Here is a 20,175-nt window from a genome sequence, read left to right on the forward strand (position 1 = left end):
ACCTTCAGTCCTGGTCCAGCGCGGTGCGCAGGTGCAGCAGCGTCCGATTGAGCAGCCGGGAGACGTGCATCTGCGAGATGCCCACCTCCTCGGCGATCTGCGACTGGGTCATGTTGCGGAAGAAGCGCAGCATGAGGATGTTCTTCTCGCGGGTGTCGAGGGCGTCCAGCAGCGGCTTGATCGACTCGCGGATCTCGACGTGCTGCAGGTGCTCGTCCTCCGCGCCGATCGCGTCGAGCATCGTTGTCGAACCGCCGTCCTCGGTGCCCTCTCCAGCATCGAGCGACAGGGTCGCATAGGCGTTTCCGGACTCGAGGCCCTCGACGATCTCCTCGACCGTGCAGCCGATCCGGTCGGCCAGCTCCCGCGGCGTGGGCGAGCGGCCCAGCGACTGGGTGAGCTCACCACTGACCGTGCCGATCTGGAGTCGCAGCTCCTGCAGGCGGCGCGGGACGCGGATCGCCCAACCCTTGTCGCGGAAGTGGCGCTTGATCTCGCCGATCACGGTGGGCGTCGCGTAGGTCGAGAACTCCACGCCGCGCTCGGCGTCGAAGCGATCGACCGCCTTGAGCAGGCCGATCGTGCCGACCTGCACGAGGTCCTCGTGTGGCTCCCCGCGGTTGCGGAAGCGGCGTGCACAGTGCTCGACGAGCGGCAGGTGCAGCCCGATCAGATCGTCGCGCGCCTGCTGGCGCTCGGCCACCGAGTCCGTGCCGTGCAGGATCGAGAAGAGCACCGCGCTGCGGCGCCGGGTCTCCTCGACGGCCGCGCTGCGCGGGACGTCGGCGGCGTCCTGTGCCCGAGACGAGTGGGTGGACATCTCAGGCGCCGGTCTCCAGCGGCGCGGCGCTGAGGAGCAGGGTGATGGCGAAGGATCCGCCGGCGCTGGTGGCCGATGCCTCGGTAGCCAGCGTCGTGAGCACCTGCCAGGCGAAGTCCTCCTCGGCCGCCAGCTCAGGCGTCACTCCCGGAGCTGAGACCCGCACGGTGATGGCCTGCTGCTCGAGCCAGAACTCCGTGGTGAGATCGACGCCATCGTCGGCAGCCTCCAGCACCATCGCGCTGGCCTCTCCGACGGCCATGCGCAGGTCCTCGATGTCGTCGAGGGTGAAGTCGAGCCGCGCGGCCAACCCGGCGCTGGTGGTGCGGAGAACCGAGACGTAGGCCGAGTCGGCGGGCAGCCGCAGCTCGACGTCGGCACGACGTGAGGGGTGGGACATGGCCGCCATCCTTCCCTATCCGGACTGTGGCCACACCTGTGCGGTCACCTACTTCGCGGCGGTGACGCAGCTGCTCATCGTGGTCCCGAGGTCGCTCAGGGCCGTCGCGTCGGCCTTCGAGCCCTTGTAGTCCTTGTCGCCCTTGACGAACGCCTCGAGCGTCTTGTCGGACAGCTTCGAGTCGTGCAGCGCCTTGGCCATGCAGTCGGCGGTCTTGGCGGGGATGGCGGTGCCGCTGTCGAAGAGACTGGCTGCCTTGCCGTGCTGGAGGGAGTCGGAGATGTCGTCCGTGCTCGGCCGGCCGCTCGAGGAACTGCTGCCGCACGCACCCAGGGCGAGGCTCATGGTGGCGGGAAGGATCAAGGCGACCAGGATGCCGCGGGTTCGGGAAGTCACGCGCTCAGCCTTCCCGGCAGCCACCTGGATGAAACCTTGCAGCGTGCCGCGTCGCGTATGAGATGTCGAGATGCAGCGACGCCGCCCTGTCCGGTAGGTCCGATGTTTCGGACATACCGGACAGCAGCGGCGTCGGTGGCGAGTCTGCCCAGGTCAGCGACCTGGGCGCTCGTGTCAGGCCTTCTTGGTCTCCCAGAAGATCTCGGCGATCTCGTCGATCTTCGCGAGCAGCTGGTCGGCGACCGCGCCGTCGAGGGTGCCCTTGGTGCCGGTGGCGCCGGCCAGCTTGGTGGCCTCGTTGAAGAGGGTGTGCAGCTGGGGGTACTTCTCGAAGTGCGGAGCCTTGAAGTAGTCGGTCCACAGCACCCAGAGGTGGTGCTTGACCAGCTCGGAGCGCTGCTCCTTGATGATCACCGCGCGGGTGCGGAAGTCGGGGTCGTCGCTGTCACCGACCTTGGCGATGATGGCCTTGATCGACTCGGCCTCGATGCGGGCCTGGGCCGGGTCGTAGACGCCACAGGGAAGGTCGCAGTGGGCCGAGACCTCGAGCGTGGGGGCGAACATGCGCGCAAACATGCGGGTCCTCTTTCGTCGTCGAACGGATCGTCCTGACTGCGACACTACTCGGGTGTCGCAGCGTCCTTCACGGGTACCCACTCCTCGACAGAACCGTCCCCTCCTGGGCCTTGCCCGCGTGGTCGGCGCATCGATGCAGCCCACGTTGCACGCCGGTGATCTTCTGCTCGTCTCCTACCGACGTACGCCGAAGGCCGGCGGCCTGGTAGTCGCGCGCTTCGCGGACGGCACCATCGCGGTCAAGCGTGCTGTCGAGGAGAGACAGACGCGTACGGGCGAGGCGGGCTGGTGGCTGCTGAGCGACAACGCCGCGGAGGGAGTGGACTCGCGGCACCGTGGCGTGGTCGGGCACGCCGACGTCCTCGCCGTACCGGTGGCTCGGTTGTGGCCGATGCCGCGGCCGCTGTGATGCCGTCGTTGGTGTGACCCACGCGATACCAACCATCAGGATCGGCGCTGCTGGCGCCTGCCGAGGTATGCCAGACTGACGCGAACCCCGGGGGCGACCCTCTCGGGGCGTGATCGTTCCGCGCCCGACCCTTCGCGCGATGCCGTTCCCGCCCGCCCGAGATACGAGAAGTTGCGCTCCCATGACTGACACCCACCCCTTCGCCGGCGACCCCGTCTTCGACCTGCACGTCGGCGGCAAGATGGCGATCGCCGCCACCGCTTCGGTCCATGACCGCGAAGCCCTGTCCAAGGCCTACACGCCCGGCGTGGCCCGGGTCTGCACCGCCATCGCCGAACAGCCCGAGCTCGCCGAGATCTACACCTGGGTCCCCAACACCGTCGCGGTGGTCACCGACGGCACTGCCGTGCTCGGCCTGGGCGACATCGGCCCGGCCGCGGCGATGCCGGTGATGGAGGGCAAGGCGGTGCTGTTCAAGGAGTTCGGCGGGGTCGACAGCATCCCGATCTGCCTGGACACCACCGACGTGGACGAGATCGTGGAGACCGTGATCAGGATGGCGCCGAGCTTCGGCGGCATCAACCTGGAGGACATCTCCGCGCCGCGGTGCTTCGAGATCGAGGACCGGCTCAAGGAGCGTCTCGAGATCCCGGTCTTCCACGACGACCAGCACGGCACCGCCGTGGTGACACTTGCTGCCTTGGAGAACGCGCTCAAGCTCACCGGCCGCACGCCCGAGGAGGCCCGTGTCGTCATCTCCGGCGCCGGGGCGGCCGGCGTGGCGGTGGCCAAGATCCTGCTCGAGTACGGCATCAAGGACCTCGCCGTGCTGGACCGCAAGGGCGTCCTGCACACCTCGCGCGAGGACCTGACGCCCTCGAAGCGGGCGCTGGCAGCCGTCACGGCCGATCGCACCGGCCGGACCGGCGATCTGGCCACGGTGATGGCCGGCGCGGACGTGTACGTCGGAGTCTCCGGCGGCACCGTCGACCCGGAGATCGTGGCCACCATGGCCGACGAGGCGATCATCTTCGCGATGGCCAACCCGGACCCCGAGATCCACCCCGACGTGGCGCACCAGCACGCCCGGGTGGTTGCCACCGGTCGGTCCGACTTCCCCAACCAGATCAACAACGTGCTGGCCTTCCCCGGCATCTTCCGAGGTGCGTTCGACGTACGGGCCACCGCGATCACCGAGGGGATGAAGCTGGCCGCCGCGCGGGCGCTGGCCGACCTGGTCGGCGAGGATCTCGCGGAGGACTACATCATCCCGGCGCCGTTCGACCCGCGGGTCGGGCCGGCGGTGGCGGCGGCTGTCGGCGACGCGGCTCGTCGTGACGGCGTCGCCCGCCGCTGAGCCCGCCGAGAGGTCACCTTTCGCGGGTTGAAGAGTCACGTGTCGCCTCGCGCGGCCACTCAACGGACCGAAGGTGACCTCTCGACCCGCGAGAAGTGACCCCTCGACATTGTTAGGTTGGAGCGCATGTTCGCCGTCTACGCCGAGAAGATCAGTCGCGAGGAACCGCTGAGCGGGCTGGTGGTGGGGGAGCGCCCCGACCCGGTCGCGCCCGATGGCTGGGCCACCGTCACGGTCAAGGCCGCCAGCCTCAACCACCACGACCTCTGGTCCCTCAAGGGCCAGGGACTCAAGGAGGATCGCCTGCCGATGATCCTGGGCTGCGACGCGGCCGGGATCGACGAGGACGGGCGACCGGTCGTGGTGCACGCCGTGATCAGCCACCCCGACTGGGTCGGGGACGAGACCCTCGATCCCAAGCGGTCGCTGCTCTCCGAGCTGCACCAGGGCACGTTCGCCGACAAGGTGATCGTTCCCCGGCGCAACGCCATCCCACTGCCCGAGGGCTACTCCTTCGAGGAGGCCGCCTGCCTGCCGACGGCCTGGCTGACGGCGTACCGGATGCTCTTCACGCAGGGCGGACTCAAGGCCGGCGACTCGGTGCTGGTACAGGGCGCCGGTGGCGGTGTCGCCACCGCCCTGATCACGCTGGCGCGGGCAGCCGGTCTGCGGGTCTGGGCGACCTCGCGCGAGGAGACCAAGCGCGCCCGCGCGCTGGAGATCGGGGCGCACGAGGTCTTCGCCTCCGGGGAGCGGCTGCCGGGCAAGGTCGATGCGGTGATGGAGACCGTCGGCAAGGCGACCTGGGAGCACTCCATCCGCTCGCTGCGGCCGGGCGGCGCGCTGGTGATCAGCGGTACGACGTCGGGCCCCGACGTCGACAACGCGATGCTGACCCACATCTTCTTCCTCCAGCTGCGGGTGATCGGCTCCACGATGGGCTCGCGCACCGAGCTCGCCTCGCTGGTCTCGCTGCTCGACGCGACCGGCTCCAAGCCCCTGATCGACCGGGTGCTGCCGATGGAGCATGCGCGGGACGGCTTCGAGGCGATGGCCTCCGGCGAGGTCTTCGGCAAGATCGTGCTGACCCGATGAGCCAGCCTGTCCACCACCTCGTCACCGGAGCGGGCTCCGGGATCGGCAGCGTCGTCGCGCAGCGGCTGCTGGCGCGCGGTGACCAGGTCTGGGCGCTGGTCCGGACTCCCGGCCGCGCGCCGGCGGGCTGCATCGAGGTGCTCGCCGATCTCGGCGACGCCGACGCGCTCGAGCGCATCGGCGACCTGGACGCATGGCCCGAGCGACTCGACAGCGTGGTGCACGCGGCCGGTGTCGTCGAGCTCGGCCCGGTCGCCGAGCTGACAGCTTCGGCCTGGCAGAGCCAGCTGGCGGTCAACCTGGTCGCACCGGCGCTGCTGACCAGGGCGCTGCTGCCGAGGCTGCGCGCGGCGCAGGCGACGGTCGTCTTCGTCAACAGTGGGTCCGGACTGCGCGCCAACCCCGCGTGGGCGGCGTACTCGGCCTCGAAGTTCGGCCTGCGCGCCCTCGCCGACGCGCTGCGCGAGGAGGAGCCGCTGATCCGGGTCACCTCGGTCTTCCCAGGCCGCACCGCGACAGCGATGCAGGAGAAGGTGCACGGCCAGGAGGGCAAGGAGTATGTCGCCGGTCGGTGGATCCGGCCCGAGACGGTGGCCGACGCCATCCTCAGCGCGATCGACCTGCCGCGGGACGCGACCGTGCCGGAGATCGCCATCCGCCCCGGCGGCTGACCGGCGGCTGACCAGCGGTATCCACGATCTCGAGGGCCGCCGCCCGGTGCTTCGGTGTTGCCTCAGCCGACGGGTGGGCCCGAGCGCCAGTTGAGCGCGCCGATCAGGACCATCCGCAGCCGGGTCCGGGCCGTCTGGGCGATCGTCTCCTCCTGATCGGGCCGCGCGGTGACCAGCTCCTCGGCGGCGGTGACCATCAGGGTGACGATGAGCCCGGAGGCGGCGCGCAGATCCAGCGCCGACCAGGTGCGGGCATCGGTCAGCCGGGCCAGGTCGGTGGCCAGGTCGAGCTCGCAGAGCTCGATCTCGCGGCGGATGGCGTCCCGGACGGTCGCCGGGCCCGCGGCACGCTCGCGGGCGAGGAAGCCGAAGTGTGCCCGCTGGGCGTGCACGTGCTCGACCAGGACGCGCACGGAGGTGTCGGCGATGCCGATCGGGCTGTGGGCGCCGTCGGGCTGACGCACGGCCCGCAGCATCGCGCGCAGCGAGACCAGCGACTCCTCGACGAGAGCCAGGCCCAGCGCGTCGATCGAGTCGAAGTGGCGGTAGAAGGCCGTGGGCACGATGCCGACCCGCTTGGCCACGCCTCGCAGCGAGAGCCCGGCCAGTCCGGTCTCCTCGGTGAGGTCCAGCGCCGCATCGAGGATCGCCCGACGGGTGCGCTCCTTCTGCTCGGCACGGGTCTCGGTCACGGCGGCATCGTAGCCGGTGCACGGATGTACACCGAAGTGGCCAGCCTCACGTTCGGGGGCATTGCCGTCGACGTACGATCCTCGACATAGTTTCGGTGTACGCATGTTCACCGAATGAGAGGAGGCGCTGATGAGCATCGCCGGCACCCTGCTGAGATCGAGAGCCGTCGCCCTGGCCTCGCCGCACGGGGTCGACCGCTACCTGGAGCTGGTGAACCCGATGTGGGCGGCCCACGAGGTGCGGGCCCGACTCGTCGAGATCCACCATGAGGTCGACGTGCCGGGCGAGCCGCCGGTCGCGACGCTGACCTTCCAGCCCACCAACACCTGGCGCGGGCACCGGCCCGGTCAGTACGTCCAGCTGTCGGTGGACCTCCCCGGCGCCCGGCGGCTCACCCGCTGCTTCACCCTCTCCAGTGCCGGCTCCCGGCCGGGGGATCGGTTCACCGTGACGATGCGCGCCAACCCGGACGGAGAGGTCTCCCGCTTTCTCGTCGAGCAGGCCGCCGTCGGCCAGGTCGTGCACCTGTCCCAGGCCGCGGGCGACTTCGTCCTGCCCGAGGCCGTGCCCGAGCACATCGTGTTCATCACCGGCGGATCAGGTATCACTCCGGCGATGGCGATGCTGCGCAGCCTGCTGCTGCGCACCCACCGCGGCCGGGTCACCTTCGTGCACTACGCCCGCTCGCCCGAGCATCAGATCTTCCGTGCCGAGCTCGAGGAGATCAGCACCACCGGGTACGGCGTCGACCTCCACCTCGTCTATCCGGAGCAGGGCGGACGCAACTTCTCCCCGATGGAGCTGGAGCGGATCGTCCCGAACTTCCGCGACGTCGACACCTGGCTGTGCGGACCCGCGGGTCTGGTCGAGGCCGTGCGGCCGGCGTACGAGGCCGACGGGCCGAACGACCGGCTCCGGGTGGAGTACTTCAAGCCGCCGCGGGCAAGCGGCACGGCTGGGGGCCGGCTGGCATTCGACCGCTCCGGCATAGAGGCCGAGAACTCCGGCGAGAGCATCCTCGAGCAGGCCGAGGCAGCCGGTCTGAAGCCGACGTTCGGTTGCCGGATGGGCATCTGCTTCAGCTGCACCGCGACCAAGACGGAGGGGACGGTCCGCAACGTGCTGACCGGCGAGACCTCTGACCGTCCCGACGAGCAGATCCGGATCTGCGTGAGCTCGCCCGAGGGCGACTGCGCGATCGATCTGTAACGCTCCGCGCCCGCATCGGCGCGACGAAGACCAAGGACTGAGGTACCGCTCATGCACACCATCAAGCTCACGCCCGAGCAGCTCGAGGAGTTCGGCGCCGAGATGGACACCATCCGCCGCCGGATCGTCGCCGACCTCGGCGAGGCGGACGCGGACTACATCCGCAAGATCGTGAAGTACCAGCGCGGCTTCGAGGTCGCCGGCCGCACGATGTTCTACCTGCCGCCGCTGTGGCCGGCAGCCGTCGCGGCCCTGTCGGTCTCGAAGATCCTCGACAACATGGAGATCGGCCACAACGTCATGCACGGCCAGTACGACTGGATGGGTGATCCCGGCCTCAACTCCCGGATGTACGAGTGGGACAACGTGTGCCCCAGCGACCAGTGGAAGTACTCCCACAACTACATCCACCACACCTTCACCAACATCCTCGGCAAGGACCGCGACATCGGCTACGGCATCCTGCGGATGGACGAGGACCAGCCCTGGCACCCCTACTACCTGGGCAACCCGCTCTACGCGTTCGCGCTGATGGTCTTCTTCGAGTGGGGCGTGGCGCTGCACGACCTGGAGGTGGAGAACCTGGTCGCCGGTCGGCGTACCTTCGCGGACAACAAGCCGCTGCATCGCGGCATCATGCGCAAGGTCAAGCGGCAGGCGCTCAAGGACTACCTGCTCTTCCCGGCGCTGACCGGGCCGCTCTTCCCGCTCACCTTCGCCGGCAACGCGACCGCGAACCTGGTGCGCAACATCTGGGCGTTCAACATCATCTTCTGCGGCCACTTCCCGACCGGGGTCGCCACGTTCTCGATCGAGGAGACCGAGGGGGAGAGCCGCGGGCAGTGGTACTACCGCCAGCTGCTCGGCTCGGCCAACATCACCGGCAGCAGGCTCTTCCACGTGATGAGCGGCAACCTGAGCCACCAGATCGAGCATCACCTGTTCCCCGACATCCCGGCACGTCGCTACCCCGAGATCGCCAAGGACGTACGCCGGATCTGCGAGAAGTACGACCTGCCGTACAACACCGGGCCGTTGCACCGCCAGCTCGGCAGCGTCTTCGGCAAGATCGTCAAGCTCGCGCTGCCGGGACGGCCGGGGCGCAAGACCGCGAAGCCCGACCGCGTTCCGGACAGCGCAGTGGCGGCTTGAGCCGGAGCGTGGAGACTGGAGAGGTGACAGTGCCGCGCTTGAGCAAGCTCGAGATCCGCAAGGACGTCCTCCAGAGTGCCGTCGAGGCGATGGCCTCGACGGTCGGCGAGGTCACCAGCATCGTGACCGGCGCGGTCCGCGACGTGGCCGCCTCGGTCGGCGGTCTCGCCACCGAGCTGTTCGAGCTGCGTGACTCTGCTCAACGGGCGGCCGAGGACGGCGCGGACCCGGACGACGCGTCGGACTGACGTCCCGAGCCTTCCCGTTCGCCGAGCTTGTCGAGGCGCCTCGACAAGCTCGGCGAGCGGCGGCTCGGGGAGCGGTGCCTCAGTCCTCCGGGTCGTCCAACCGGGCGAGCCAGGTGGCGAAGCGCTCGATCGGCGTCTCGAACTCGGGATAGGTGTCGACGAACGCCTGTAGCTGCTCGGCGAGCCAGGCCAGGGTGACCTCGTCGTCGCCGCGCCGGTTGACGAGCTCCTCGATGCCGCGGTCGGTGAAGTACATGGCCGACATTGTGTCAGGGGCGTCGCCGCGACGTCGCCGGCGCTCCTCGGACCCCAACCACGCGGGGATGACGGCGGCCCCGGTGCGATGCACCGGGGCCGCCGTCATGCCAGCTGAGTCATGCCGCTCAGGCGAAGGCCTGGTCCAGCAGCTCCTTCTGCTCGGCCAGGTGCCGCTTCGACGTACCGACGGCGGTGGTCGTCGAGGCCGAACGGGTGATGGACTGCACCGGGACGCCGAGCTCGGGCACCACGTTGAGCGCGAAGGTCGGCCACGGGCCCTGGTTGCGCGGCTCGTCCTGGATCCACCGAACGTTCTTCAGGTTCGGGTAGGTGGCCAGCTCGGCCTTCAGCTCCTCGATCGGCCACGGGTAGAGCTGCTCGGCCCGAGCGATCGCGACCTTGGACTCCAAGCCACGCTTGCCGCGATCGACCATCAGGTCCCAGGTCAGTCGACCCGAGACCAGCAGCAGCGTCTCGACCTGGCTCTTGTCGGCCATGTCGTCGCCGATCACCGGGCGGAAGCTACCGCTGGTGAAGTCGGCCGGCTGTGCCGCGGCCTCCTTGCGTCGCAGCATCGACTTCGGCGTGAAGACCACCAGCGGGCGGTGGTCCTCGGTGTGCGCGTGCGTGCGCAGCAGGTGGAAGTGCGAGGCCGGGGTCGACGGCTGGGCGATCTGGATCGCGTCGTCAGCGGCCATCTGCAAGAACCGCTCGATCCGGGCCGAGGAGTGGTCGGGGCCCTGACCCTCGTAGCCGTGCGGCAGCAGCAGCACGACACCGGAGTCCTGCTGCCACTTGGTGCGGCCGGAGGTGATGTACTCGTCGATCACCGACTGAGCGCCGTTGACGAAGTCGCCGAACTGCGCCTCCCACAGCACGAGCGCGTCCGGCCGGGCGACCGAGTAGCCGTACTCGAAGCCGAGGGCGGCGTACTCGGAGAGCAGCGAGTCGTAGACGTAGAACTTGGCCTGGTCCTCGGTGAGGTTGGACAGGGGAGTCCACTCGTTGGCGTTCGTCCGGTCGATCATGGTGGCGAAGCGCTGCGAGAACGTGCCGCGGCGGGAGTCCTGGCCGGAGAGACGCACCGGACGGCCCTCCATCAGCAGCGAGCCGAAGGCCAGCAGCTCGCCGGTGGCCCAGTCGATGCCGCCCTCGCCGATCTGCTTGGCACGACGCTCGAGCTGGGGCATCACCTTCGGGTGGACGGTGAAGCCCATCGGCGGCGTGACGTAGGCGTCGGCGACCCGCTTGAGCACCTCGTCCGAGACGGCCGACGGCGTGGGCATCGCGGCCTTGGCGGGGTACTGCGGGACCGTCTGCCAGCCCCGGTCGGGCTGCGCATCGGCATCGCGCACGGAGGTGAAGACCCGCTCCAGCTTGGCCTGGTAGTCGGCCAGGACCTGCTCGGCCTCGGCGACGGTGATGTCGCCACGTCCGATCAGCGCCTCGGTGTAGAGCTTGCGCACCGAGCGCTTCTTCTCGATGAGGTCGTACATCAGCGGCTGGGTGAACGACGGGTCGTCGCCCTCGTTGTGACCGCGGCGGCGGTAGCAGATGAGGTCGATGACGACGTCCTTGTTGAACGCCTGGCGGTACTCGAACGCGAGCCGGGCGACCCGGACGCACGCCTCCGGGTCGTCGCCGTTCACGTGGAAGATCGGCGCCTGCACCATGCGGGCGACATCGGTGGCGTACAGCGTCGAGCGGGAGCTGCTCGGGCTGGTGGTGAAGCCCACCTGGTTGTTGATCACCACGTGCACGGTGCCGCCGGTGCGGTAGCCGCGCAGCTGGGAGAGGTTGAGCGTCTCGGCCACCACGCCCTGGCCGGCGAAGGCGGCGTCACCGTGAACGAGCAGCGGCAGCACCGAGAAGTCGCCCCGGTCCAGGACGTCCTGCTTGGCGCGCGCGATGCCCTCCAGCACGGGGTCGACGACCTCGAGGTGCGAGGGGTTGGCGGCGACGCTCACCTTGATCTTCTCGCCGGTGCCGGCGATCAGCTGGCCCTCGGCACCGAGGTGGTACTTCACGTCGCCGGAGCCCTGCACCGTCCGCGGGTCGATGTTGCCCTCGAACTCGCGGAAGATCTGGCTGTACTCCTTGCCCACGATGTTGGCCAGCACGTTGAGCCGGCCGCGGTGGGCCATGCCGATCGCAACCTCGTCCAGGCCCGACTGCGCGGCCGCCTCGCAGAGCTCGTCGATCACCGGGATGGCGGTCTCGCCACCCTCGAGGGAGAAGCGCTTCTGACCGACGAACTTGGTCTGCAGGAAGGTCTCGAAGGCCTCCGCCTCGTTGAGCTTCTCCAGGATGCGCAGCTGCTCCTCGCGCGGCGTCTTGTCGTAGGGCTGCTCGACCCGCTCCTGCAGCCAGGCACGCTGCTCGGGGTCCTGGATGTGCATGTACTCGATGCCGGTGGTGCGCACGTAGGCGTCACGCAGGACGCCGAGGATGTCGCGCAGCTTCATGAACGGCTTCTTGCCTGCCGCGAAGGAGCCGACCGGGAACTCGCGCTCGAGATCCCACAGCGTCAGGCCGTGGTTCTCGATCTCGAGGTCGGGGTGGGTGCGCTGCTTGTACTCCAGCGGGTCGGTGTCGGCCATCATGTGGCCGCGCACGCGGAAGGCGTGGATGAGCTCGCCGACGCGGACCTGCTTGGAGACCTGGTCGTCGTGGCTGGTGGAGACGTCCTGGTTCCACCGGATCGGGGTGTAGGGGATCCGCAGGCTGGCGAAGATCTCGTCGTAGAAGCCGTCGCCGCCCAGCAGCAGCTTGGAGACGGTGTTGAGGAACTCACCCGACTGCGCGCCCTGGATGACCCGGTGGTCGTACGTCGAGGTCATCGTCATGATCTTGCTGACGGCGTTGGCGGCGATCGCGGTCTCCGAGGCGCCCATCCACTCCGGCGGGTACTCCATCGAGCCGACACCGATGATCGCGGCCTGGCCGGCCATCAGGCGCGGCACCGAGTGACTGGTGCCGAGGCCGCCGACGTTGGTCAGGCTGACGGTGGTGCCGGAGTAGTCGGCCATGGACAGCTTGTTGTCCTTGGCCTTCTTGATGATCTCCTCGTAGGCCGCCCAGAAGCCGGCGAAGTCGACGTTCTCGCAGTTCTTGATCGAGGGGGCGACCAGCTGCCGTGTGCCATCGGGCTTCTGCTGGTCGATCGCCAGGCCCAGGTTGATGTGCGGCTGGGCGACGAGCGTGGGCTTGCCGTCGCGCTCCTCGTAGGTGTTGTTCATCGCCGGCATGGCCTTGATCGCCTTGATGATGGCGTAGCCGATGAGGTGGGTGAACGACACCTTGCCGCCGCGCGCCCGGCGGAGGTGGTTGTTGATGACGACTCGGTTGTCCCAGAGCAGCTTCACCGGGATGTTGCGGACCGAGGTGGCCGTCGGAACGGACAGCGACACCTCCATGTTCTTCGCGGTGGCGGCGGCGATGCCCTTGAGCGTGGTGTAGGTGGGCTCGTCGGCCCCGACCGGGGTGGAGGCCGGGGTGATCCGGTTCTCCTTCGGAACGGGCGTAGTGGTGTCCTTGGCCGGCTCAGCGGCCTGGCCGGTCGCCGGCCGCGGCGTGGCGACGGGGGCGGCAACGGGGGTGACGCCCGTGGCCGGAGTGGCGGCCTGCGCCGGGGCGGCCTTGACCGGCTCCGGGGCGACACCGCGGCTGCTGTCGGCAACGGGTTGCGCCTTGCCGTTGCGGGCCGGCGCGCCTGGCGAGCCGTTGGCCTCGAAGAACTTCACCCAGACCGGGTCGACGCTCGAGGGGTCCTTGGCGTACTGGTCGTACATCTCCTCGACCAGCCACTCGTTGGCACCGAACTCTGCTGGGACGTCGGTGGTGTTGTTGGATGGGTTGCCTGAGGACACGGCTTGGCTCGCCTCTTCCGGATGCGCGCGTTGGACTGACTTCCGGGGCTCAAGGCTAGTCCCCGTAGGTCACAAATGCTCGGGCCGGGTCGGACTTTGACCCCGCGTGTTGTGAGGACCACATTCCACCGTGTTCTGGACAGCAGAACGAGGCTCTCGTGACAGCCGTCGCCGAGCTCGGCGGAGGTGTCGTCGCAAGGAACGTCGGCCGAGGACACCTCCGGTTGAGCCGGATCAGGCGACCGGGTTGGCGACCTTCTTGGTCCCGTCGGAGCAGGTCGGGTACACCGACCGGGGAATCGCGTGCGAGACCAGGTCGGCGCAGGCCGCCATGCCCTCGCCGTCGAGGGCGACCGACCAGGTGCCGCCGTCGTTCGCCCAGACCTGCCAACCGCCCGGGTTGCCGGCGTACTGCGGACAGGTGGGCGTGGTCGCGCCCCAGCTCACCTGGACGTACGCCGTCGTGGCCGTGGCCCGCTTCAGCTGCACCTGTCCGATGCCCTCGCAGCCCGGGTCGTCCTGGAACTGGTCGTGCCACATCTGCTTGAGCTGGGTGCGGGCGAAGTCGCGCAGACCCGCGGGAGCATCCGGGATCGAGGCGTTGGAGACCGGCAGCTGGAGCAGGCCGGTCTTGTCGCGGTAGCTGACCACCAGCGGTGAGCTGGCCGGCGCGGAGGAGGCGGCGCTGCTCGGCCCGCCGTCGGCGGGGCTGGAGGGCGCGCTGCCGCTGGACGCGGACTGCTCGACGGCCGGTGTGCTCGTGGCCGGAGCGGGCGTCGCCATGTCGGTGGTACCGGTGGTGCCGGTGCTGGTGGTGCCGGACCCGCCGTTGGTGCCGGCGCTCGTGGAGTTGAGGCCGCAGCCGGTCAGAGCGAGGGCGCCAGCAGCGAGTGCGATGTGACGGATGAGACGCATGTGATCAGCATGGCAGGTGTGGTGGCGGGTCCGTCGTCGGATCGCCGCTGACGCTGCAGCCTCAGTCAGCGACGCGGGTGCTGCCGGTGACCAGCCCGCGGCCGGTGACCAGGGGGAGGTCGAGCGGGGAGACCAGGCCCGGGGCCGCCGCGACCACGGCGGGCACGGCGTTGATCAGCTGCTGGGCCGCCGCGATCATCGCCGAGACGGTGTGGTCGCCGTACTGGCCATGGTGGGTGAGCTCGAGCGACATCCGGGGCTCGCCGGTGATCTCCACCCGGTAGCAGCCGTCGCCGGCCAGCGGCGCCGGCCACCCGGGCTCGAGGTCGGCGGCGGTCCGGGTGACGTGCTCCAGGACGATGCGGGGGGTGCCGTCGACCCGTCCGACCACTCGGAAGCGGACCGCCGCCATCGTGCCCTCGGCGATGAAGACCGAGGCGGTGTCGATGTCGCGTGGAGCGGGACTGCGCTCGACGTACTCGGTCAACGGCTCGTCGAGGGTGACGCCCAGGCCGGCTGCGATCAGCCGCACCACCGGCCCCCAGGTCGTCGAGAGGACGCCCGGCTCCCAGAGCGGAGGCTTGGCCTCCATCGTCCGGCCGAAGCCGAACAGCTCGCCCATCACCACCGGCTGGTCGTAGGTGGAGTAGTCGGCGATCTCGCTGACCCGGACATGGTCGATGCGCTGGGAGAGGCTGCTGAGCACCAGCGGCAGCACGTCGTTGGCGAAACCCGGATCGGTGCCGTTGACATAGAGGCTGGCGTTGCCCGAGCGGCCGGCCTCGCCGATGCGCTCCACCATCTCGACCGGCAGGGTGCCGTGCGGGTGGACCAGCACGGCCGGTCCGGTGGAGACGACGTTGACCCCGGCACGCAGGAACACGATCAGGTCGTCGATCGCCCCGGAGACCTGGGCGCCGGTCATGGCGGTGTGGATGATGCAGTCGGGCGCGAGCGCCAGGACGTCATCGCGGTGGCCGGTCGCTGTCACGCCCAGGTCGCGGCCGAGGCCGGCGAGTCGGCCTGCGTCCAGGCCGTGCTTGCCGGGCGTCGAAGTCCAGACGCCGACCAGCTCCAGGTCGGGATGGGCGTCGACCCCCGCGATCGCATGCCGGCCGACGGTGCCGGCCGACCAGACCGCGACACGCAGCGGCTTCGTCGCGATCACCTGAGTCATGGATCACAACGTAGAACAGGTTATAAGCGGCCGGAAGAGGGTGCGGCACGCGGACGGGGCGCGCGTCCGGCGCCGGAAAAAGGTAGTCTCAGCCCGCCAGTCGTACTCCACACGTGGAGTCAGGGAACCCGGTGCGAATCCGGGACTGACGCGCAGCGGTGAGGGTGACGGGCGGGGCAGCATGCCACTGGATCGGACTCGACGAGCCCGGCCGGGAAGGCGCCCCGTGCCGGATGATCCCGAGTCCGAAGACCTGCTGGCCCTAGCGGCGTCCGCCGCCAGGTCATCCGCGGGCCCCGCGTACGGGCTCCCTGACCGAAGGATCGCCCATCGTGCTCCGCACTCGTCCCGATCGTTGCCCCGGGGTGTCGCGCCCCTGGCCTGCCGACGACGGCCTGCTGGTCAGGCTGCGGGTGATCGGCGGCCGGCTGCGCACCGGCACCCTGCTGACGCTGGTCGCCCTCGCCGAGCAGTACGGCGACGGGCGGGTCCACCTCACCTCGCGCGCCAACCTCCAACTGCGTGCGCTGCCTGGTCAGAAGGGTTCGGCTGCCGGCCGGCCCGCTGAGCTGACGAGCGAGGTGGTGGCGGCGATCGAAGCGACCGGCCTGCTGCCCTCGCGCAGCCACGAGCTGGCTCGCAACGTGCTGGTCTCCCCGCAGACCGGTCTGGCCGGCGGCCTCGCCGACCTGCGTCCGGTCGCCGCGGAGTTGGACCGACTGCTGTGCGCAACCCCTGCGCTGGCCCAGCTGCCGGGTCGCTTCCTGTTCGTGCTCGACGACGGCCGCGGTGACCTGATGGACAGGTCCGCCGACCTCGGCCTGGTCGCGGTCTCGCCGACCGAGGCCCAGGTGCGCCTGGGCGACGGCTGGGGCGCGGTGCTGCCGTTGGCCGAGGCCGCCGGGGAGCTGGTCGGGCTGGCGCACGAGTTCGTGGCCCAGCGGGGCCACGGCCCGGAGGCGCCCTGGCACGTGCACGAGCTCCCGGCCCCGCTGGCTGCCGGGTCGCCCGCCGATCCGCGGCTCCCGGTGCAGGTGGAGGCGCTGCCCTTCGGTCAGGTGGCCGGCGGCGTGCACGTCGCCGTACCCGAGGGGGTGGGGCTGGCCCTCGCGGCCGAGCTCGCCTCGCAGGCGGCCGAGCTGATCGTGACGCCCTGGCGTGGCGTCCTCGTCCCGGATCCTCAGGAGGACCGATGACCGTCCCTCAGGGCATGGACCACCCGCCGCGTCGGCCGGCGGCGTACTACGACTACGTGACGATCGGGGCCGACATCTACCTCGACTCCTTCGCCACCATCCGCCGTGAAGCCGACCTGTCGGGGGTGCCTGCGGACGCCGAGAAGCTGGCGGTGCGGATGATCCACGGCAGCGGTCAGGTCGACCTGGTGCGTGACCTGGTCATCCACCCCGAGCTGGTCGGCGCCGCTCGAGGTGCGCTCGAGGCGGGTGCGCCGATCCTGTGCGACGCCACCATGGTCGCCACCGGCGTCACCCGCGCTCGCCTGCCCGCCGACAACGAGGTGCGCTGCTTCCTCGGCGACCCGCGGGTGCCCGCGCTGGCACAGGAGTGGGCGACGACGAGGACCGCCGCGGCGGTCTCGCTGTGGGAGCCTCTGCTGGAGGGCGCCGTGGTGGCGATCGGCAACGCCCCGACCGCCCTGTTCCACCTGCTGGAGCTGATCCGCGACGGTGGGCCGCGGCCGGCCGCGATCGTGGGCTGCCCGGTCGGGTTCATCGGCGCGGCGGAGTCCAAGGAGGCGTTGGTGGACTTCGGGGAGATCCCGTTCGTCACCGTGCGCGGCCGCCGCGGCGGGTCAGCCATGACCTCCTCCGCGCTCAACGCGCTCGCCCAGGAGGTCGAATGAGCACCGAGCGGACCGGCACGTTCACCGTCGTCGGGATCGGCCCCGGCGACCCCGAGCTGATCACGATCAAGGCGGCCCGGCTGATCGGCGCAGCCGGCGTGGTCGCCTACCACGCCGGCGTGCGCAAGCAGTCGCACGCGCGCCGCATCGCCGCCTCGCTGATCCCGGTGGGCGCGATCGAGGAGGAGCTGCGCTACCCGGTCACCACCGGCGCGACCGACCACCCCGGCGGGTACGTCGGAGCGCTCGCCGACTTCTACGAGTCCTGCGCAGTGCGGCTCTCCGCGCATCTGGACGCCGGCCGCGACGTGGTGCTGCTGGCCGAGGGCGACCCGCTGTTCTACGGCTCCTCGATGTATCTCCACGACCGGTTCAAGGCCGCCTACGACAGCTCGGTGGTGCCCGGCGTACCGTCCTTCGCCGCCGCCACGGCCGCCGTCTCAGCGCCACTGGTCCGGCAGGCCGACGTACTGACGGTGTTGCCCGGCACGCTGCCCGAGCCCGAGCTGGCCCGGAGGCTGGCCGACACCGACGCCGCGATCATCATGAAGCTCGGCCGGACCTTCCCAGCGGTGCGCGCCGCGCTCGCGGCCGCGGGCCGGCTGGACGGCGCCTGGTACGTCGAGCGTGCCTCGCAGCCCGAGGAGCGGTGGCTGCCTGCGGCGGAGGTGGATCCGGACACGGTGCCGTACTTCTCGCTGATCGTGGTGCCGGGGGACAGCGTGCACGGGGCGGGCGCGGAGCGGCTGCGTGCGGCCGCCGTGCCCGCCCCGGCCGCCGAGACCACCCCGCTCGCCGAGCTTGTCGAGGCGCCTCGACAAGCTCGGCGGGCGGAGGATCGGCGGGCGGAGGATCGGCGTCCGGAGGCTCGGCGACCGGCGGAGCTGGTCGTCGTCGGGCTCGGCCCGGGACCGGATGGCTGGCTGACGCCGGAGGCGAGCACAGCGCTGGCCGAGGTCGAGCACGTCGTCGGCTACGCGCCGTACGTCGCCCGCGTGCCGCAGCGGGCCGGCCTCCAGCGCCACGCCTCCGGCAACACCGTCGAGGTGGATCGGGCGCGGTTCGCCCTCCAGCTCGCCCGTGGTGGCGAGCGGGTGGCGGTGGTGTCCGGCGGTGACGCGGGCGTCTTCGGCATGGCAGCGGCGGTGTTCGAGGCGGTCGAGGCGGACGCGCGCGAGGGTCGTCCCGACGTACCCGTGCGGGTGCTGCCGGGCGTGAGCGCGCTCCAGGCCGTGGCGGCGCGAGCCGGTGCGCCCGTGGGCGCTGACTTCGCGGTGGTCTCGCTCTCGGACCGACTCAAGCCGTGGGAGGTGGTCGAGTGTCGCTTGCGCGCGGTCGCCGAGGCGGACCTCGTGCTGGCGGTCTACAACCCGGCGTCGCGCTCGCGCACCACCCAGGTGGCGCGCCTGCGCGAGGTGCTGCTCGAGCATCGCAAGCCCGACACGATCGTCGTCGTAGGTCGCGACATCGGCCGCGCGGAGGAGTCACTGACCGTGACGACGCTCGCCGAGCTCGATCCCGGCACCATCGACATGAAGTGCCTGCTGATCGTCGGTGCGTCCAGCACGCGTGTGACGGAAGCCGGGCACGTGTGGACGCCGAGGTACGTGCGATGACCGGCGCGATCGTCCACTTCGTCGGCGCCGGACCGGGCGCGGCCGACCTGCTGACCGTGCGTGCCATCCGGCTGCTCGCCGACGCCGACGTGGTGCTCTACCCGGGCACCTACCTCGATCCCGACGTGCTCGCCCACGTCAGCGCTGACGCCGAGCTGGTCGACACCCAGGACCTGGACCTCGAGACGATGGTCGCCCGGATGGTCGACGCCGTCGGCGCGGGCCGAGCGGTCGTGCGGCTGACGTCGGGCGATCCGTCGCTCTACTCCGCGCTGCACGAGCAGACCCGTCGGCTCGACGCCGCCGGAGTGCCCTGGGACGTCACACCCGGCGTACCGGCCTATGCCGCGGCCGCGGCTCGGGTGGGCAGCGAGCTGACGGTCCCGCTGGTCGCCCAGTCGGTGGTGCTGACCCGCACCCAGGCCCGGTCGACGGCGATGCCGGTCACCGAGTCGCTGGCCGCGTTCGCTGCCACCCGCTCGACGCTGGTGCTGCACCTGGCGATCACACGGGTCCGACTGCTGATGGCGGAGCTCGAGGGGGAGTACGGCGAGGACTGCCCGGTCATCGTGGTCCACCGCGCCAGCCAGCCCGGGGAGCTGGTGCTGCGCGGCACCGTCGCGACCATCGCCGACCTCGTCGAGCAGGCCGGACTCCGGCAGGCGGCGGTCATCCTGGTCGGGCGCGCGCTGGAGCGCGAGGGCGGGGAGTCCTACCTCTACGACAGTGCCCGAGACCGGTCCTCGACGCCGGGCGCGAAGACAGGTGATCGATCCTGATGGAGCTCTACGAGGCGATCAACAGCCGTCGCGACACCCGCCGGGAGTTCACCGGTGAGCGGATCGCCGACGACGTGCTCGAGCGTCTGCTCTCGGCCGCGCACTGCGCGCCGAGCGTGGGGATGAGCCAGCCGTGGGACTTCGTGCTGGTGCGCTCGCCGGAGACGCTGGACGCGTTCGCGGGCCACGTCGCCGACGAGCGCGAGACCTTCGCCGCGACGCTGTCGGGGGAGCGCGCCGAGACCTTCAGTCGGATCAAGGTCGAGGGCATCCGTGAGTCCAGGCTCGGCATCGTGGTCGGCTACGACCCGACCCGCGGTGGTCCGAACGTGCTCGGCCGGCACGCCATCGCCGACGCCGGCCTCTATTCCACGGTCTGCGCCATCGAGAACCTCTGGCTGGCCGCCACGGCCGAGGGCGTCGGCGTCGGCTGGGTGTCGTTCTACCGCGAGGAGTTCCTGCGCGAGCTGGTCGGCATGCCCGAGCACGTCCGTCCGGTGGCCTGGCTGTGCGTCGGGCCGGTCGCGGGGCTGCCCGACGTACCCGATCTGGAGCGCTATGGCTGGCGACACCGCTCGCCGTTGGCGTCGGTCCTGCACGAGGAGCGGTACGGCGGCTGAACGTCTGCTCAGCGCCACGAGGAGCGTCGGTGCGGAATGAACAGTCGTTCG

The 20,175-nt window shown here is 70.5% G+C and carries 21 protein-coding genes and 1 riboswitch; of the genes, 12 read left to right on the forward strand and 9 right to left on the reverse strand.

What is annotated here, in order from left to right; all coding sequences use genetic code 11:
- Nucleotides 1-4: 4 nt before the first annotated feature.
- The 4 genes from H036_RS0114090 to sodN all read right to left on the reverse strand — a co-directional run bounded on the left by H036_RS0114090 (nt 5) and on the right by sodN (nt 2,180).
- Nucleotides 5-820: an RNA polymerase sigma factor SigF gene (locus H036_RS0114090; protein ID WP_017935440.1), complete on the reverse strand. Its 816-nt coding sequence runs from the start codon at nt 818-820 to the stop codon at nt 5-7.
- A 1-nt stretch (nt 821) separates the two neighbouring features.
- Entirely contained in the window at nt 822-1,220 is a 399-nt protein-coding gene (locus H036_RS0114095; RefSeq protein WP_017935441.1) for a hypothetical protein, read from the reverse strand.
- 48 nt (nt 1,221-1,268) lie between these two features.
- Nucleotides 1,269-1,616: a hypothetical protein gene (locus H036_RS0114100; protein WP_157417400.1), complete on the reverse strand. Its 348-nt coding sequence runs from the start codon at nt 1,614-1,616 to the stop codon at nt 1,269-1,271.
- A gap of 174 nt (nt 1,617-1,790) precedes the next feature.
- Nucleotides 1,791-2,180 carry a superoxide dismutase, Ni gene (gene sodN / locus H036_RS0114105; protein ID WP_017935443.1) on the reverse strand — a complete coding sequence of 130 codons (390 nt, stop codon included), beginning with the start codon at nt 2,178-2,180 and terminating at the stop codon, nt 1,791-1,793.
- A 64-nt stretch (nt 2,181-2,244) separates the two neighbouring features.
- Here sodN and H036_RS0114110 point away from each other — a divergent pair, with 64 nt between their 5' ends.
- From H036_RS0114110 to H036_RS0114125, 4 genes are all read left to right on the forward strand, one after another.
- Nucleotides 2,245-2,601, forward strand: coding sequence for a S24/S26 family peptidase (locus H036_RS0114110; protein ID WP_269745927.1), 357 nt, complete (start codon nt 2,245-2,247; stop codon nt 2,599-2,601).
- A gap of 181 nt (nt 2,602-2,782) precedes the next feature.
- A complete protein-coding gene (locus H036_RS0114115) occupies nt 2,783-3,958 on the forward strand; it encodes an NAD(P)-dependent malic enzyme (RefSeq protein ID WP_017935445.1) in 1,176 nt (391 codons plus the stop codon).
- A 126-nt stretch (nt 3,959-4,084) separates the two neighbouring features.
- Entirely contained in the window at nt 4,085-5,053 is a 969-nt protein-coding gene (locus tag H036_RS0114120) for a zinc-binding dehydrogenase (RefSeq protein WP_017935446.1), read from the forward strand.
- Nucleotides 5,050-5,724: an SDR family oxidoreductase gene (locus H036_RS0114125; RefSeq protein ID WP_017935447.1), complete on the forward strand. Its 675-nt coding sequence runs from the start codon at nt 5,050-5,052 to the stop codon at nt 5,722-5,724. Before H036_RS0114120 ends, H036_RS0114125 begins: the two co-directional genes overlap by 4 nt.
- 62 nt (nt 5,725-5,786) lie before the next feature.
- Here H036_RS0114125 and H036_RS0114130 read toward each other — a convergent pair whose 3' ends face one another.
- Nucleotides 5,787-6,416 carry a TetR family transcriptional regulator gene (locus H036_RS0114130; protein ID WP_017935448.1) on the reverse strand — a complete coding sequence of 210 codons (630 nt, stop codon included), beginning with the start codon at nt 6,414-6,416 and terminating at the stop codon, nt 5,787-5,789.
- A 130-nt stretch (nt 6,417-6,546) separates the two neighbouring features.
- Here H036_RS0114130 and H036_RS0114135 point away from each other — a divergent pair, with 130 nt between their 5' ends.
- From H036_RS0114135 to H036_RS0114145, 3 genes are read left to right on the forward strand one after another with little or no spacing between them, the layout of a single operon-like run.
- Nucleotides 6,547-7,626 carry a ferredoxin reductase gene (locus H036_RS0114135; protein WP_017935449.1) on the forward strand — a complete coding sequence of 360 codons (1,080 nt, stop codon included), beginning with the start codon at nt 6,547-6,549 and terminating at the stop codon, nt 7,624-7,626.
- Between the two features lie 51 nt (nt 7,627-7,677).
- Nucleotides 7,678-8,778 carry a fatty acid desaturase family protein gene (locus H036_RS0114140; protein ID WP_017935450.1) on the forward strand — a complete coding sequence of 367 codons (1,101 nt, stop codon included), beginning with the start codon at nt 7,678-7,680 and terminating at the stop codon, nt 8,776-8,778.
- Between the two features lie 29 nt (nt 8,779-8,807).
- Complete coding sequence (locus H036_RS0114145; protein WP_017935451.1) at nt 8,808-9,026, forward strand: hypothetical protein; 219 nt, start codon at nt 8,808-8,810, stop codon at nt 9,024-9,026.
- A 79-nt stretch (nt 9,027-9,105) separates the two neighbouring features.
- Here the strand turns inward: H036_RS0114145 and H036_RS25750 are convergent, their stop codons facing one another.
- The 4 genes from H036_RS25750 to H036_RS0114165 form a co-directional block, all read right to left on the reverse strand.
- Nucleotides 9,106-9,282 (reverse strand): DUF6104 family protein, encoded by a 177-nt coding sequence (locus H036_RS25750; RefSeq protein ID WP_086003716.1) that lies wholly within the window; start codon nt 9,280-9,282, stop codon nt 9,106-9,108.
- Nucleotides 9,283-9,409: 127 nt separating this feature from the next.
- Nucleotides 9,410-13,153, reverse strand: a complete 3,744-nt coding sequence (locus H036_RS0114155; RefSeq protein ID WP_017935453.1) for a multifunctional oxoglutarate decarboxylase/oxoglutarate dehydrogenase thiamine pyrophosphate-binding subunit/dihydrolipoyllysine-residue succinyltransferase subunit — start codon at nt 13,151-13,153, stop codon at nt 9,410-9,412.
- 234 nt (nt 13,154-13,387) lie between these two features.
- Entirely contained in the window at nt 13,388-14,068 is a 681-nt protein-coding gene (locus H036_RS0114160) for a hypothetical protein (protein WP_026146059.1), read from the reverse strand.
- A gap of 61 nt (nt 14,069-14,129) precedes the next feature.
- Entirely contained in the window at nt 14,130-15,245 is a 1,116-nt protein-coding gene (locus H036_RS0114165) for an NAD(P)H-dependent amine dehydrogenase family protein (protein ID WP_017935454.1), read from the reverse strand.
- Between the two features lie 80 nt (nt 15,246-15,325).
- Nucleotides 15,326-15,520, forward strand: a riboswitch (cobalamin riboswitch).
- 57 nt (nt 15,521-15,577) lie between these two features.
- On the opposite strand from H036_RS0114165, the gene H036_RS0114170 reads away from it, so the two are divergent.
- Genes H036_RS0114170 through bluB form a run of 5 tightly spaced genes read left to right on the forward strand, consistent with a single transcriptional unit; the run spans nt 15,578 to nt 20,124 of the window.
- Nucleotides 15,578-16,441, forward strand: a complete 864-nt coding sequence (locus H036_RS0114170) for a nitrite reductase (protein WP_026146060.1) — start codon at nt 15,578-15,580, stop codon at nt 16,439-16,441.
- On the forward strand, nt 16,438-17,109 hold the full coding sequence (locus H036_RS0114175) for a precorrin-8X methylmutase (protein ID WP_017935456.1): 672 nt from the start codon (nt 16,438-16,440) through the stop codon (nt 17,107-17,109). Before H036_RS0114170 ends, H036_RS0114175 begins: the two co-directional genes overlap by 4 nt.
- Entirely contained in the window at nt 17,106-18,725 is a 1,620-nt protein-coding gene (cobJ, locus tag H036_RS0114180; RefSeq protein WP_017935457.1) for a precorrin-3B C(17)-methyltransferase, read from the forward strand. Before H036_RS0114175 ends, cobJ begins: the two co-directional genes overlap by 4 nt.
- Nucleotides 18,722-19,504 carry a cobalt-precorrin-4/precorrin-4 C(11)-methyltransferase gene (locus H036_RS0114185; protein ID WP_036488602.1) on the forward strand — a complete coding sequence of 261 codons (783 nt, stop codon included), beginning with the start codon at nt 18,722-18,724 and terminating at the stop codon, nt 19,502-19,504. Before cobJ ends, H036_RS0114185 begins: the two co-directional genes overlap by 4 nt.
- Nucleotides 19,504-20,124, forward strand: coding sequence for a 5,6-dimethylbenzimidazole synthase (bluB, locus tag H036_RS0114190; RefSeq protein ID WP_017935459.1), 621 nt, complete (start codon nt 19,504-19,506; stop codon nt 20,122-20,124). Before H036_RS0114185 ends, bluB begins: the two co-directional genes overlap by 1 nt.
- Nucleotides 20,125-20,175: the final 51 nt, after the last annotated feature.

It is taken from the genome of Nocardioides sp. Iso805N (assembly GCF_000364605.1).
Taxonomy (GTDB): Bacteria; Actinomycetota; Actinomycetes; order Propionibacteriales; family Nocardioidaceae; genus Nocardioides.